14 protein-coding genes and 1 pseudogene are annotated in these 15212 nt (G+C 37.3%); 9 read left to right on the top strand and 6 right to left on the bottom strand.

Translation table 11 applies throughout. From position 1 onward, the window contains the following. Position 1 precedes the first annotated feature (1 nt). The gene (locus RHOW815_RS00220; protein WP_215216370.1) at positions 2-1648 is read right to left on the bottom strand and encodes a hypothetical protein; all 1647 of its coding nucleotides are present in this window, start codon (positions 1646-1648) and stop codon (positions 2-4) included. 7 nt (positions 1649-1655) lie between these two features. Further along, complete coding sequence (locus tag RHOW815_RS00225) at positions 1656-2000, bottom strand: hypothetical protein (RefSeq protein ID WP_215216371.1); 345 nt, start codon at positions 1998-2000, stop codon at positions 1656-1658. 330 nt (positions 2001-2330) lie between these two features. Between RHOW815_RS00225 and RHOW815_RS00230 the strand changes: the two genes are divergently transcribed. The 3 genes from RHOW815_RS00230 to RHOW815_RS08795 all read left to right on the top strand — a co-directional run bounded on the left by RHOW815_RS00230 (position 2331) and on the right by RHOW815_RS08795 (position 3825). Then, positions 2331-2483: a hypothetical protein gene (locus tag RHOW815_RS00230; protein WP_215216372.1), complete on the top strand. Its 153-nt coding sequence runs from the start codon at positions 2331-2333 to the stop codon at positions 2481-2483. Positions 2484-2712: 229 nt separating this feature from the next. Further along, a complete protein-coding gene (locus RHOW815_RS00235; protein WP_215216373.1) occupies positions 2713-3087 on the top strand; it encodes an ISAs1 family transposase in 375 nt (124 codons plus the stop codon). A gap of 522 nt (positions 3088-3609) precedes the next feature. Beyond that, positions 3610-3825, top strand: coding sequence for a DUF4277 domain-containing protein (locus tag RHOW815_RS08795; protein WP_215216374.1), 216 nt, complete (start codon positions 3610-3612; stop codon positions 3823-3825). 148 nt (positions 3826-3973) lie between these two features. Here the strand turns inward: RHOW815_RS08795 and RHOW815_RS00245 are convergent, their stop codons facing one another. After that, positions 3974-5599: an ABC transporter ATP-binding protein gene (locus RHOW815_RS00245; protein ID WP_215216375.1), complete on the bottom strand. Its 1626-nt coding sequence runs from the start codon at positions 5597-5599 to the stop codon at positions 3974-3976. Between the two features lie 35 nt (positions 5600-5634). Here RHOW815_RS00245 and RHOW815_RS00250 point away from each other — a divergent pair, with 35 nt between their 5' ends. From RHOW815_RS00250 to RHOW815_RS00265, 4 genes are read left to right on the top strand one after another with little or no spacing between them, the layout of a single operon-like run. Continuing rightward, the gene (locus RHOW815_RS00250) at positions 5635-6447 is read left to right on the top strand and encodes a glycosyltransferase (RefSeq protein WP_215216376.1); all 813 of its coding nucleotides are present in this window, start codon (positions 5635-5637) and stop codon (positions 6445-6447) included. Continuing rightward, complete coding sequence (gene asnB, locus RHOW815_RS00255; RefSeq protein WP_215216377.1) at positions 6408-8132, top strand: asparagine synthase (glutamine-hydrolyzing); 1725 nt, start codon at positions 6408-6410, stop codon at positions 8130-8132. Before RHOW815_RS00250 ends, asnB begins: the two co-directional genes overlap by 40 nt. Before the next feature lie 60 nt (positions 8133-8192). Then, entirely contained in the window at positions 8193-9086 is an 894-nt protein-coding gene (locus RHOW815_RS00260) for an NAD-dependent epimerase/dehydratase family protein (RefSeq protein WP_215216378.1), read from the top strand. 21 nt (positions 9087-9107) lie between these two features. Next, positions 9108-9722 (top strand): histidine phosphatase family protein, encoded by a 615-nt coding sequence (locus tag RHOW815_RS00265; RefSeq protein ID WP_215216379.1) that lies wholly within the window; start codon positions 9108-9110, stop codon positions 9720-9722. Here the strand turns inward: RHOW815_RS00265 and RHOW815_RS00270 are convergent. The 3 genes from RHOW815_RS00270 to RHOW815_RS00280 are packed head-to-tail and all read right to left on the bottom strand — an operon-like array spanning position 9668 to position 13722. Next, positions 9668-11374, bottom strand: a complete 1707-nt coding sequence (locus RHOW815_RS00270; RefSeq protein ID WP_215216380.1) for a methyltransferase — start codon at positions 11372-11374, stop codon at positions 9668-9670. The two genes, RHOW815_RS00265 and RHOW815_RS00270, sit on opposite strands and share 55 nt — an antisense overlap. Then, the gene (locus RHOW815_RS00275) at positions 11322-12413 is read right to left on the bottom strand and encodes a radical SAM/SPASM domain-containing protein (protein WP_215216381.1); all 1092 of its coding nucleotides are present in this window, start codon (positions 12411-12413) and stop codon (positions 11322-11324) included. The genes RHOW815_RS00270 and RHOW815_RS00275 overlap by 53 nt, the downstream gene beginning before the upstream one ends. Continuing rightward, entirely contained in the window at positions 12373-13722 is a 1350-nt protein-coding gene (locus RHOW815_RS00280) for a glycosyltransferase (protein WP_215216382.1), read from the bottom strand. The genes RHOW815_RS00275 and RHOW815_RS00280 overlap by 41 nt, the downstream gene beginning before the upstream one ends. 73 nt (positions 13723-13795) lie before the next feature. On the opposite strand from RHOW815_RS00280, the gene RHOW815_RS00285 reads away from it, so the two are divergent. Next, the gene (locus RHOW815_RS00285) at positions 13796-14482 is read left to right on the top strand and encodes a hypothetical protein (protein ID WP_215216383.1); all 687 of its coding nucleotides are present in this window, start codon (positions 13796-13798) and stop codon (positions 14480-14482) included. Between the two features lie 315 nt (positions 14483-14797). Beyond that, positions 14798-14987 (top strand): annotated as a pseudogene (locus RHOW815_RS08410) (transposase); the annotation flags it as partial. Between the last annotated feature and the right edge of the window lie 225 nt (positions 14988-15212).

A 15212-nucleotide genomic window follows, 5' to 3' on the forward strand; every position in this document is an offset into this window, starting at 1 on the left:
GTTAAATGGTTTGTTGAACGGGGAAGGCTTTATAGCTTGCTGGATCCTTAGTATAAAGTCTTGCTATTGCTGCTATAAAGTCAGCCGAGCTTGAGCCTGGATCAATATCTAATTTTTTGGCATGATCTTTAGTAAAGGTATAGCAATTATCACCTGGTAACTCAAAAAAGGCGACCCATTTCTTTTTTGTATAAGTGATATTGGGAAGTAATGCATTTTTCCCTCGTATATTAAACTGGCGAGGGGTTTCCTTTAACACTTCCTTTCCAATATCTCGTATTATCTCTTGGACCTTATCACTAGTTCTCATCCAAATCTCGGTTCTTTTTTCGTATTCTAACTGACTCAAAGAAAGAAGATGAGCCTCTACAGGAGGATTGAACTCTGCTAGATAAATAAATTTTTCTCCAACGTCTATCTCTGTACTAGTACTTAGACAGGCCTCTCTATTAAAAAAGCCATCATTAATCCCTTCTATCACAATTGCAGCATGACTCCTAGAAACCCCTTCAGTTGTAATAACTGTTACAGCCCAAGTAAATTTACTAACACGCACTCTAGGATCAATTACAATGGGTTCACTAATTGGTTCAATTTCAATAAACAAAGGTCTTTCTACAGAAACAAGAGAAGCTCTTTCTTCCAGAGATTTTTGCTTTTTATGCAGAAAATCTGGAAGAGAATAAGGAAAGAAACGAGAAGTAACTGTCTGAGCACTCCTAAGGACTATACCTGTGCTAACTCCAGCAATCACCGTTCCTGTTAAAAACCCTAAATAGGCTCCAGCCATGGTTCCCAAAATACCATTGCCACAAAACTTGCTTACCGAATTAGCTGTAGCAACAATTACTTTTTTCGATAAATACATCGCACCAGAAGCAACTGAATACACTATTTTTTCGTTTTTGATAAGGAATGATTCTTGATCGAGCCTATCAGAAGAAGCTTCTATTGCTAGATTATTTTTTTCTACAGCTAATTCTTTTTGGAAAAGTTCAGAATTAATAACCCTTACTTTAAAATCTCTTATTAAACAAAGTATGTGTTGTGGGTTATTAAAAGCTTCTTTTTTTATTTTATTAACGAGAGCAACCGTTCCGGGATGACATCGTGAAGAAGGAACTGTGACTTCTTGCAAAGAAGTATCTTTTTTTGAGAAGTTTCTGAATACATTCCAAACTAAGTCTTCCGTTCCACGATTCAGGATAAGCTCTGTAGTGGGATCGTATTCCCATGACTGGTAGTTAGAAAATGATTTTATGAAATCATTTTCAGGTGTATGGATTGCTTCTTCAGCCTTATCAAATTCTCTACTAGGGATTCTCCAAGTGTGGTAGGTGTTATAAAATCTTGCAGCACCATTCTCTTCCACCATAACCTTGCATGTCTTGAGGTAAGAGATCTCCTGCTCTAGATCCTCTTCTTCTGGAAGGTCAATATCATTGCAGTAGATCTCTTTTTTATTTCCATCAATTGTTTTATACTTTAAAGAGTTATGCTCTTTAATTAAATAGACCACGCACTCATTTACATTCCACTGATGAATCGTTTTTTGAGAAACGATTCTTTCTGGATCTTCTGCCCTAACAAGAGGCAGCAAAGGCTGTTGATAGAAATCAGAAAGTTGATTTAAAGAAGTAATGCTCATAAGGAGTTTAGTTTTTATGTTTCGTTGCCCAATCAACAGTTTTATTCACCAACTTGTTTGTTGTTAGATTAATACCTGTATTAATCACTACTTGAGCTGCTTTTTGGCTAATAGGCTCAGCAGTGTTAATTGATTCTTCGGCAATATGTGCAACTGGGTTAGGAAGAACTTTTGCGGAAAAGCTTTTGCTAGCGTCATTTGATCTTTTAATAAATGCATCTGAACGCTCTCCTAAAGCAGCTTTTACAGGAGCTGTACATTTATGCGCCTGCTCATTGATTTGTCCTTTTAGGGCTTCAAATGCAGCATCTCTTGTCACTATGGTTTTCCCTTTTCTTATTGGTAGTGTCATATAAAACTCCTAAGTTTAGACTTAGTCTGATTAAAAAGATGTATTTTAACAGAAAGTAAAAAAAAACTATAAGAAATCTTAAAAATCGAGCTCAAGGATACCTTAAGACTAAAAAAAACAGAAAAGCTAAGCTAACTCAAGGAAGCTTCATTTAATTTCTTTTCTTTGATCAAAAATCTTTAATCTTCTAATAAATCTGCTTTCGATAATTTTATCAAAAAAAACAAAATAGTTTAAAAAGCATAATTAATTTAATTATGTGAGTAGACTTTAATACCTACAATTCCTACCTCCTAGCCAGGGCCAACGTATGAAGATTTTGCTTGATAATTGAGAGATAAAAAAGGCAATCAAGACCACTTACATGCAGAAGCTCATAACTTTTTTGAACAAGCACAGGACGTTATACCGGAAGAAGCTAGCTGTGATTATTGGCGGTCTGAAAAAGGTACTCGAGCAGGGCACAGGACATTAAAAGAGTAATTTTAAAATCTTCTCTCGATATACAGGATCGATAGTCCTTTATTAGGGAAATTGTATTAGTAGATTTTTAAGTTTTTAGGGTGTTTGAGTACGGTTTGACGCCTATAAATCAAAAATTAGGTTAATGAATGTTCTAGTTGTCAAACCGTACTCAAACATCCTAAAAACTTAAAGGGCTGCGGAAAATAAGGAATGGACAATTTCCAGAAAAATTCAAATTACTCTTTTAATGTCCTGTACCCTGGGTACTCGAGGACGTAGTGAGATAAGAGAAGTATGGGCGACTGAGAAATTAGATTGGTTACCTCAGCGTCAGATTTGGAAGAAGCTGCATAGCTTGATATGCGTAAAAGTACAGAAGAAATCGCAAGAGAAGAATAGCTGTGAAATTCGGTATTTTATTTCAAGTCTACCTGCTAATGCAGAACGTCTTGCAAAGGAAGTGCGTAATCAATGGAGCATCGAAAACAAATTGCGTTGGCAACTTGATGTTAATTTCCGAGAGGATTTAAGTCGTGTTAGAAAAGGAAATGGAGCTGAAAATCTATCTATAGTTCGATGGGCTACTTTGAATCTTTTACAAAAATGGATCATTATGGCTTAGTGGCTGCCATTTGTCAGGACTTAAAAGCAGTGGCTATGATCGTCAATGGTCTGGGCTTTACGAATAGAACATTAGATTTCTTGCATAACCCCTTATTTTAAAGCTTTCATTTATAGATTCCTAATCTTAACAAAAGCATTTCCAGCTATATCGCTCAAACAATCATATCTCCTGGATTAAAATACTTTAAAATTTTAGATTGCTTATTGGTTATGCAAGAGATCTATTGTATTTAGCTCATCAATTTTTTGCATCCAAGCCAATAGATAAGGCTCCCAAGATTTGGTCTTAAGGCCAAAGATATTACCGATCATGCGCTAGGCTGTGCTCTCGATAATATTGCAGAAGAAAGTCATTTGCTTGTTTGGAGAGACGGCAATTCAAATGCAAGCAATGTATCAATTCCGCCATACATAGTTTAAAATCTCTGCAAAAGCGCAATTCATTTAGAAAAGCATAAATTATAAAACTGTCCTATGCCCGTGCCCTTTAAAAAAAGCTTAAAGTTCCTGATGCAACAAGTTGCTCTGCCATTCTCTTAATTTTTCCGCAGCTCTGTTTCTTGCTCCTTGTAAAGCCGATTTTGAGAAGTTTCTGAATACATTCCAAACAAGGATTGACAATCGTCTGCCATCAGGCCCTCAAAGGAAAGTTAGTCCAGGAATAGCAGCGGTAGCTATGATCATCAATGGTCTGGGCTTTACGAATAGAACATTGTATTTAGCTCATCAATATTAAAGCTTTTTCGCTAATTTTAAGAGAATAGTTAGAGAAAATTTAAAATTCTGTTTAATCTTGGAAGAAGCTATTAAGCGCTCTTTTTTTGAATTTTTCTGTGCGATGAAATGTAAAATTACATGATTATAACCTACATGAATCATACTCTTCAAGAGATTGCAATCATTTCATCCATTAGTAAGGCGATTTCCTTATTGTGAGTGATGACAATGAGGGTACGGGACTGTATGGAGTTTAGAATGTTTTTTAATGTTAATATAGCGGTTTCATGATCAAGGCTAGATGTTGGTTCATCTAGAATTAAAACAGGACTTTTTTTAATGAGCGCTCTTGCAATTGCAATTCTTTGCTTTTGTCCTCCGGAAAGTCTGTCACCTCTTTCTCCAACAATTGTGTCATAGCCTTTGCTAAGTTTTAATATAAAGTCATGGCAATTGGCAATTTTAGCTGCACAGATGATTTCATCTTCTGTTGCGCTCAGATTGCCGTATTGAATGTTATCTCTTACTGAGCGATTAAGAAGAGTCGGGTGTTGAGCAGCAACAGAAAAGTACTGACGGAGACTATTTGGGGAAAGCGTTTGGATGTCAACTCCATCTAAAAAGATCTGTCCCTTTTGAAGGGAAAGATGAGAAAGGAGAAGATGAATAAAGGTCGTTTTTCCTGATCCTGAAAATCCTGTCAGTGCTACTTTTTTTCCAGACCTTATAGAAAAACTGAGATGATTGAATAACGGCTTGTCATAAGCATAGCATAGGTTTTGGACCTCAATGTTTCCCATAGGTTGAGCGATCTTTGACGAATTTTGTTGCTCGAGCACTCCTGAGAAAAGGACATCCATATTTTCTTTGACCCGTCCAAATTCTTCATTAAATCGAATCAATTCCATACTCAAGTACCAAAGAAAACTCGTTAAGTTGAGTAAAATCATGATAATAAGTACAAGAGACCCATTAGAAATTGTGCTTGTTTTCCACTGAAAATAAGTAATTAACAATGTAATGATCAGCATGAAAATGGTTGATAAGCCAAGAATAAGACGGATTTTTTCTAAGTACTTTTGAACATTTTGCGCAGCGACAAGTTCTTCATTCAAATATTTATTAAAATATTGATCTTCGTCGGTTTCCCTACAAAATATTTTGATCGTAAAAATGTTAAAGAAACTATCCACAATCTTCCCATGCAGATGAGACCTAACAGACGCAAGATGCTCAACTTTTTCTAAAGACCTCATTCCCATCTTCCAAGTGATTCCTAAGTGTAAGAGCATCCACACAAGGAAAAGAAAGAAAAGTTTGAGGTTGATTGTTACTGTAATCATAAGGGAAAACGCCATATGAGAAAGAATGGGGATGAATGATGAAAGACAAATGGATAGAAGGGCTTCGATTCCTTGTGTAGCTCCATGAATTTTATCTGAAAGAGTTCCTGTTACATTTTCTAAAAAAAACGAATAAGAGTATGCTTTGACTCGTTTGAACAATTTTTCACAGAGTTCTTTGCGAATATCAGGAATTGTTCTGAGAAGCAGCCTTCCTTGGATTCTCATGCAAACTTCCATGAGAACCCAAATAAAAATGATGGTCAGTAATGATCTAAAAACGCATTCTGAAATCTCTTGCGCATTTAAATGACTTGTTGAATCCAAAATGGTTTTTACAATATAAGGGGTGGCAATATCTCTAAGAGACCAAAATATCCCTAGGAATCCAATTGCTAAAATTTTTAGTTGATAATTCTTTAAAACTGAATGAATAAGCGTTTTTTTCATAATGTATAAAATTTTATTTTAATAGAAAGTTTTGTATGCATTTTTTGTTTCTTATCACAGGAAGACAATCTATCCAATTTGCTAAGCGGTGTATATATTCTATTTTAGGCCAGAAAGGAAATTTTTCATATGATTGGCTTTATGTCGATGATGCCTCAGGATACTCCACTCATGATAGAAAAGCACTGATGCAGATCATGCATGAACGCGTGTTATTTTTAGAAAAGCGTCATTTTCAAATAAGGGCCATTGCAAAAGGGATCTCTGAAATCGATCATCCAAACGCGATTGTGTGTTTAGTGGACGGTGATGATTATTTACTCGGCGATGCGCTTTTTCACGTTGCTAAGGCCTATCAAAATCCTAATATTGCAATGACATATGGGAACGTGCTTATTGACTTTCGTCCCTATCAAGATCTTCAATCACCTTACTTTTTGGATAAACAGGGAGTCAATACAGAGTACTCGGATGAAGTCTGGCGCAACCTGAGCTTTCGACAAGATGGGTTTCGCTGTTTTCACTTGCGCACTTTTAGGCGTTGGCTTTGGGATTTCATTGATCCTGTGGTTTTTAATCGCCCCAATGGAGACCCCATCCGAGCTTCGGGAGATAGTGCGTTTGTTTTTCCAATGTTAGAATTACTCGGTGAAAAAAAGCATGTCGTCTTTATTGAAACTCCGATTTACGTCTATCGATTGCATCCAGGAAACGTCCATTGTCATGATAAAAAAAGTCAATTTGAAGACTTAGAGTTTATCCGATTTTTCCAAAAACCCTTTCAACCATTAGATCGCGCTCTTTTGAAATGGTATTTAGATGGAGCTTGCAAAGAATGTGTGGAATAGGTGGTGCTGTCGGCATTGACGACTCACAAAGGGAGCTCAAAGAGATCATCAAGCAAGTGTGTCAAAATCTTCATCATAGAGGGCCAGATGATCAGGGATATTTTATTGGCCCAGGGATTGCATTAGGAAGTACAAGGCTTTCGATTCGGGGGCTTCCTTTAGGAAAGCAGCCGATGACAAGCAATAAAGTTTGGATTGTTTTTAACGGCGAGATTTATAACACGGAAACTCTGCGCAATAAGATACATTGCAATCAATGGAAAACCGATTCAGATACTGAAGTGATTTTAAAGGGGTATATTCAATACGGATCCGCAATTTTCAAAGAGCTTGCTGGAATGTTTGCGTTTGCCATTTGGGATGAACCAAAAGCAACGCTCTTCTTGGTTCGCGATCGCTGGGGAGAAAAACCTCTATACTATGCAAAAATTTCTCATGGGCTGGTATTTGCTTCAGAACTAACTGGGCTTAAGCCTTGGAAAGATTTAAGTTGGGAGGTGAGCCTCCCTAATATTCTTGCTTTTTTAAAATGGAGTTATGTTCCAACCCCTTGTTCCGGATGGAAAGATGTGCTTCAGTTAAAACCTGGCTATTACTTGAAATGGCATCACAAGACCTTTGAATTAAAGCGTTATTATTCCCCACATTTAGAAGTCAAACACCGAGAAGTGGATGAATTAAGAGACCTCATTGGGTCTTGTGTCAAACAATGTAGCGTTTCAGATCAGCCGATTGGCGCTTTCTTAAGTGGAGGGATTGATTCTTCACTTGTTGTCACTTATCTGCAGAAATGCATTCCAACGTTTCCTGTATATTCAATTGATTTTGAAGACAAAACCTATTCTGAAAAAAAATACAGCACGACCCTTTGTAAAAAGCTTGGATTAAAACACATTCTCATTAAGTGCGACGAGAGATTTTTGGCTAAGCATTTCGATACAATTGTTTCTTGCTATGGAGAACCCTTTGCAGATGAATCCATGGTTCCGACCTTTTGTTTGGCTAAACGTGCTAAGGAAGATGTCGATGTTGTGTTAACTGGAGATGGGGCTGATGAATTTTTCCATGGCTATGAACGTTATTTCTTTAACCATCCAAGCGCTTGTTATTCAGATGTTTTCTCCTCAATGGATCTCTTGACCAGAAACTTTGTTCTTGTAAAAGAGATGCAGACAATCGTTGCAACTCCTCGTCTTGATTTTTTAAAAGAGTGGAAGTCTGGCAATGTCCATCCATACAGAGCACGTTCTTTTGACGATATTCAAAATTATTTAGTAGATGACATTTTAACTAAATTAGATAGAGCGACAATGCACGTTGGCTTAGAGGCGCGCGCGCCTTTCTTAATGCCCGAGATCACACATGTTGCATTGAACCTTCCTATCAAGCAGCTTATAGAAAACAAGAAAAGAGGAAAATGGATCCTAAGACAAGCAGCAGAAGGACTCGTGCCTCCAGCTATTATTAATCGAAAAAAACAAGGATTTGGGGTCCCTCTAGGAAACTGGTTTTCTGGGATATTAAAAGACTGGATGAGAGAAAGGCTATTATCTGGAGTCTTAACTGAATTAAAATTTTTTTCTTTGTCAGGTCTTGAAAAACTCTCTCAGAATCCTCATGGGCACTCTCGCGCTATTTTCAATCTTTTGGTGTTAGAAAGTTGGTGGAGAAAAAATATTTATTGAAAAAATTCACCTCTTTAGTTCATAAACTTTCTTTTCATTTATATGAAAAAAGGAAGTCTTATGAAGCTCTTAGTAACCGGATCTGCTGGATTAATTGGATCCGCATTATCCTCTGCCTTAAAAAAACGAGGCATAAAAGTGATCGGAATCGACATTAAAGCACAGTCGAATTGTGAAGATTATGGAGATATTTTAGATTATAATCGAGTTTTAGATGCAGCGTCTCAAGTCGATGGGATTGTACATTTAGCAGCTGTCTCTCGAGTGATATGGGGAGAAGAAAACCCAAAATTTTGTTGGGAAACCAATGTTGAAGGGACAAAACACATTCTTGAAGCGGCTCTTGAATCTCCTTTAAAGCCTTGGGTCCTTTATGGGAGTAGTCGAGAAGTTTATGGACAGCAAGAGCGATTACCCGTAAAAGAAACCGCCCCCTTAGCTCCTGTAAATATTTACGGAGAATCAAAAGTTGCCGCAGAACAAGCAGTTAAAAATGCAGTCAAAAGAGGCCTCAAAGGGTCTATTGTCCGCTTTTCTAATGTTTTTGGAAGCGTGAACGATCATCATGATCGGGTGATTCCTGCATTTTGTTTGGCCGCATTTTATGGAACACCTATTCGGATTGATGGTAGAGAAAACCTTTTTGATTTCACGTTTATTGATGATGTTGTTCGAGGGATGTTATCTTATATTGATATTTTAAACAAAAGCCCTATTCCCCTTATGCCAATTCACTTCACGACAGGTCTTGGAGTGAGTTTAGAAGAAGCCGCTTTCTATGCACAAGAAGCAAGCGTTCATAATATAGAAATCATAGAAGCGCCTTCCCGCTCATTTGACGTTTCAAAGTTTTCGGGAGAGACGTCTCGTGCTAGAGAGATTTTAAAATGGAAAGCCTCTGTCCATCTTCGAGAAGGGATCCATCAGATGCTGAATCAATTGAAATCCTCTTGAAAAAGAGAAGCTGTTTCAAAGATGTCTTCTAATTATACCCATTATTTCATTAGGCACGCACATAGAGCTCCATTCAGCCTGAATGACTGGGGACACGAAGTATCTATTACCCTGCAAGGCCAAAAAAGATCTAGAGAATTTGGAAAGCAGATCGCTCAATCTAAGGTAGAGGTCATTTGGAGCAGTCCTATTAAGCGATGCATCCAAACTGCAGAAGAGATAAAAAACGGAATAGGAGTCGATATTCCAACTTACCAATCAATATTGCTTGGAGACCCAGGTTTTATGATTTTGAATCCTAAAATTGCTGAAAAAGCGTTTCAAAACGACCCACTTGTTGAAATTATAAAATGTTTGTTGGATGGAAAGTCTATGCCTGGTTTTTACTCCGTAACTGTTGGATGCGATCGCATGTTAAGAAAACTATTAGAAAACAAACAATCGAATCAAATATGGATTTCACATGATATCCACGTTTGTTTACTGACTTGTTATATTTTTAAAAGTCAAAATCCTGAAAGGATGATGCCAACATTTTTAGAGGGACTCACATTTTCTTTCGAAAACTTAGGTGTCTTTGCTCACTTTAGGGGCTTAAGAACAAAGATAGATGAGACCTCATTAAGAGGCTCTTGAGACTCAACAGAAAAACCCGCTTCTTCAAATAGAAAATGGAATGCATCAAAGGTGCGCTCTTGACCTCCTGTCATTACGAGCATGTTTAGATTTAAGAGGGCACCCTTTCCTGTGTCCTGATCCAAGATACTTTCTATCACAAATAATCGACTGGCAGAATTTTTTAGTAATGTCCGCACCTGTTTTAAAATATGAAGAGCCCTTTTGTTGTCCCAATCATGAATCACGCGACAGAGCAGTGCCGCATCCACTTTTAGATCCGGCCATCGTTTAAAAAAATTACAGGGATGTAGGTGCATTCTTCTTCTAACGGATTCTTCTATTTTGATTTGATCGATTACAGTGGGTAAATCAAGTAAATGGCCATTTAGATGTTGATATTGGGTTAAGAATCTTTCTAAGACAGTTCCTGTTGATCCTCCAATGTCAGCAAGGGATTGATAGCTTGAACAATTGATTCTTTTTACAATTTCTCCATAGTCTCTCTTTGCATATTGAGATAGAGCTCTATGATACAAGGCTTGCTTTTTGGGATGTTGATTCAAAAAGTCAAACCACTTAACTTGATAGAGTCTTTCAAACGCGCATTGCCCATTTTTGAGCGCCTCAAGAAGTCCATGCCAGCTATTAAAGTGTTCCATCATCCAAAGCTCTTGAGCCTCTTTTAGAGAAAAAGGATGGGAAGAGGTCAGAAGCTGTCCAGTATTTGTAGTATTCCACCCTTCTTTTGATTCCCTCACATATTGCATTTCTTTGAGAGCCAGGAGAATTTTTTCAACAGTTGAAGAAGACAACCCGATCTGATCAGAAATCAGGGAAAGGGTGCTAGGAAGCAAGTCAAAGAGATTAAGATCTTGAGCTGTTTTTAAAGTGAATAACTTCCAATAAGAGACCAGATCTCTAGAAACGTGATGAAAGGGATCTTTTGTTTGCTTTCGGATCTCCTGAATGACCTTTCCCTCCTGGTTAATTAATACAAGTGCTCCCCAATGTGTCTCCACACGGGCAATCTTATTGTAAAAAGGCTCAATACATGCATATTTTTCTCGATAAATCGGTTGACCTAATCGGTCAATATGAAACCATCCCTCAGAATCTTTGGCCCGAGCAAATCCTTTATGATAAACATCTAAGTCGAGAAAGCGATAAGGATGGATGGGCTTTCCCCTTGGATTGATATGAAAATGGGCTCCTTCTTCTGTTTGAACAACGGCTGTTCCATCATGAAAATCTCCAACATAAGCATACTGCTCAGGATAAGGGCGCTCACCTGTCAGATCAATATGAAAAAAGCCTAAATTGTCTCTAACTGCGCAGAATGCTTCTTGAAAATTTCCACACCACTGATAGCAATGCGGATATAAAGGGGTCCCATCTAAAAGGATATGGAACCACTCCCCTTGTTGGCTCACTGCCGCGCGCTCAAAATAAAAACCAAACGCATGTGTATAGCGTTGCGAGTAGATCGGTTCTCCGAGTGAATTAATATGATAAGCCCCTGTTTCATCTAAAACTGGAGCAACTCCTGGAGAATGAAACTTTAGGACATGAAAAAAACGCCTTGTGTAAGCAGGTGTTTTTCCAATCAGATGATGGGTTTCATCTGGAGAGACTTGGTAGGTCGTCCAATTCAACTTCTGACCCGTTTTCATAAAGCTCCTCTGGTTTTTTACGCATGTTACAACTTTGACAGACGTCGTAGTTTAGGTAATTTTTTTGAAGCTTTTGATAAGCATCGCTCTGCCATACGGTTTGAATAGACTGGTGATGCAAAGAGCCAAAATTTCCTAATTTTTTTCTCTCTTTATCAGGCGCGCAGCACGGTCCGAAAAGACCCTCTGCGGAAACCCAGGCCTCTTTTCCTAAAAAAGGACACACTCCTTGAGGCACTAATTCTTTCTCTGCTGTTTCGTCTAAGGCATAAATGTTTTCTAACAAGACTTTTTCTCCATTAGGCAATCGAAAATTTTCAGCAGCAACATGCGCTTTGGCAACAATTTGATTCCACCTTTGAATCACTTCTTTACTTCGCCTCATGGATTGATTTTCCATTTCTTTCGTAAAGATCCATAAATGGTGTCCCTTAACCCGATTGACACCGAGTGCAGCAGCAAGTTTCACTACTTCAGGAATTTCTTCGATTCCAATTTCTATAAAAGTTAATTGAAAAGTTACGCGACATGAATTCCTTCCTTGAGCTGCGATCTCATTGCGCACTTGAATGAAATCTCGAACGTTTTGGACCCTTTGCTCAAAGTTTGAACCAATCATAATCTTTTCAGAGGTCTCTTTTGTAGCTCCATTCCAAGAAATTTTAACATCTGATCCAATTGGGACAATTTTTTTTGCCCACTCAGTCGCTCCAAATTTTGGAAAGGTTCCATTAGTGGTCAAATTCATTTTCACATTAAATTCGTGGCAAAGATCAATAATCTTCTCAAAGTGACGATAGAGTAGGGGTTCACCCATTGTTGAAGGGATAATCTCTTTTAAAGGAGAGCCTTTGGATTCCTCAAGCACTTTTCGCATTAAATCAATGTCCATCCGTCGTCGTGAACGTCCTTCTGCTTTTCTTTTTATTTGACATTGGCTGTAAATCGAATGCTCCTCACACATGATGCAACGCAAATTGCAATCATCAGGATTAGTATCAAATGTGATCCTCCAAGGACCTGGTTTTTTGTCCATCATTCATACTCCTTTGTTGAATGATTAAACGATAATAAGACTCGACTTGCTCTACATGCTCTTGGATGCTAGGAATGCGTCCGTCATCAGATTGTAGATACCCTTTGCACGTAATAGACTCTAAAAGCTCCGGCTCTTGAATCAGTCGTTGCATCTGAATAGCAAGTTTAGAAAAAGAGCGGTGCTCAAATAAAAGTCCATTGATTTCGTGATGGATATATTCTTTCATTCCTCCAAAGTTTGCAGTGATAATCGGAATTTTTGCTTCTAAAGCTTCATGAATAACTAGAGGAGAATTTTCGCCCCATATCGAAGGAATAACAATCGCATCCACATAGTTAAAAACATCTTCGACAATTCTCCCATTTTGATATCCGCCCATCCAGAAGATCTTTTTCTGAACCTCAGGAGACATATTTAAGACGAGTGTTTCTAAAGAGCTGGTGAAAGGTTCTAAGGGAGATCCCCAAATTTTAAGTTGCGCTTGTTTAGTATTCAATTGAGAGAACGCTTGAAGCAAAAGGAAGATGCCTTTCGCTTGTTTATGCGTGCCAATATACCCAAATGTAAACGATTGATTTCCTACTCTCTTTCTTTTTGTAAGGCTGTCTCTTAGAAAGCCATAATCCAAATAAATAATTTTCGAGGGGTCCATTGGAAAATCATAAATAAATCGTTCCATCAAATAGCGAGAGGGAGCGATAAACAAATCAACCCTAGGTAGGATCTCTTCTTTAATATGGCGCATTCTTTTACTCACCCACCCTGTCCAATACAGGATGTCTTCTTGATTGTCCTGAGAACTGAAGTAACGCCAATAGCATTTTCTAGCACATGTTTTGTCTTTTTGGGAGTGACAGAGAGGGTAAAGATCTGCGTCTTTAGAGTTAGTAGATTGTAGAAATTGCCCACGAGGACACATCAGCCAAAAATCATGCAACGTAAATATAATGGGAACGTTTTGTTTGAATGCTTCCAAAACAATGGAAGTGGAAAGGTGGTTGAGATGGCCAATATGAACAATATCGGGTTTGTATTCTCTTAATAGTTTATTAAATTCTACATCAACAGCGGCGTGTCGGTATCCATCTCGACTCTGCGCCATATTAATTAAACACAGTCTAATATCAGAACACATTGGGTCCACTTGCCAATCAACTGCATACTCTTTCTTATAGGCATTTTCTTGTCGAGTAAATACAACCACTTCATGTCTTTGTTTAACAAGCTCGCAGCAAAGGGCTTGTGAATAAACCTCCGAACCAGCAGAATAAAATGGGGGATACCCGTGGATCACTTTTAAAATTTTCAATTCTTTTCCTTGTACTAAATATTTGAGATCAATAATACTTCTAATTGTTTTTTTAAGAAACCAAAAATGTCATATGGATCCAGTACTGATTACAGGATTATTTTCAAAAAAATATGGGCATTTAGAAAAAATTTCTCAAAAAATTTTGCATGAAGTGCAAACTTCTTTGTATATTAATCGAGAGTACAGAGAGCGACTGATTTTTTTAGCCGGAGATGTATCCGCAGCAAGTGTTTTAAAAAATTTTGGGCTAAAGGTGCACTGCATATTCGACGATGCGCCAGATTTTATATTAAAAGAACCTGCGTTCCGCATGAAACATTGGATGGTTTATCAAATGCTTCGGCACCATCAAGAAGTGATTTGGATCGATTGGGATACAGTGAATATAAAACCTCTAGATGTTCCCTTTTTTCAATTCTGCAGAAAATATCAAACACCTAGATTTGTCTATATTCCAGGGTATCATGCAACGATTAATTGTAGTGTCTACTATGTATGTCAAAAATGGCTTTCAGCCATGGAAAAAAGTTTTTATATTCCAACTTTAGAGACAAATGATGAACTGATGTGGCTTTCCGTTCTTCCCAAAGACATAAAGGAGAAAAAAGAGTTTTGGTGGGGAGATTATGTTGTGAATGTTTGGCTACAAAACGAATGTGATTGGGTTACTTCTAACACATATTTTGTTCATATCAAAACATTTGATTATTATCAGCGTTTAGAACCTCTAATAAAAAAATATGCCAAAAAAATCTAAAATTATGCTAGAGGGAGTAAAATTTTGCTTGGGATTTGTAATAGATCTCTTGCATAACTTGTAGATAATTTATAAAATGATTAAAACTTTAAACGGTTTTGTCATGAAATACAATTGTTTAAAGGATTTTAAGAAAGAAGAGTTTCGTCGATTAACAGGATTAAAAAGAGCCACATTTAAAAAAGGTTTGAAGGAAGACTCCATAGATCCTCTACAAAGGATCAGCTTCTTATGACCCTTGAATATATAAGAGCCTGTTTAAAATCTTTTCATTAAGGTATAATGATAGTTTTCATAAAACCTTTGGAGGTAGTTATGACCCGCTCTCATCCAAGCGATATTTCTCGTAAACAATTTAGCAAAATCCATCTAATACTTGAGTCTACACGCAAAAAAACACGTCCACGAAGAGTTGATCTATATGATATTTTTTGTGGAATTTTGTACATTTTAAAAAGTGGTTGCCAGTGGCGTATATTACCCATAGATTATCCTAAATGGGAATTATGTTATTATTATTTCCATCTTTGGAATAAAAAAGATGATAAAAATTCTAAGAGCCTGTTTAAAATCTTTTCAAAAGTGAGGATATTCTGGAGAAAGATTTGGAAAGAGTGTACAGGAAATATTAGAATATAGTGGTTCCGATTCAATCGTATAGAAAAATATTTTGTTTTGTGTTAAGCTATTGAGTATGAAAAAACTGATCCCTAGCCAGAGAGCTGACTTA

This window comes from Candidatus Rhabdochlamydia sp. W815, assembly GCF_018642185.1.
Classification (GTDB): domain Bacteria; phylum Chlamydiota; class Chlamydiia; order Chlamydiales; family Rhabdochlamydiaceae; genus Rhabdochlamydia; species Rhabdochlamydia oedothoracis.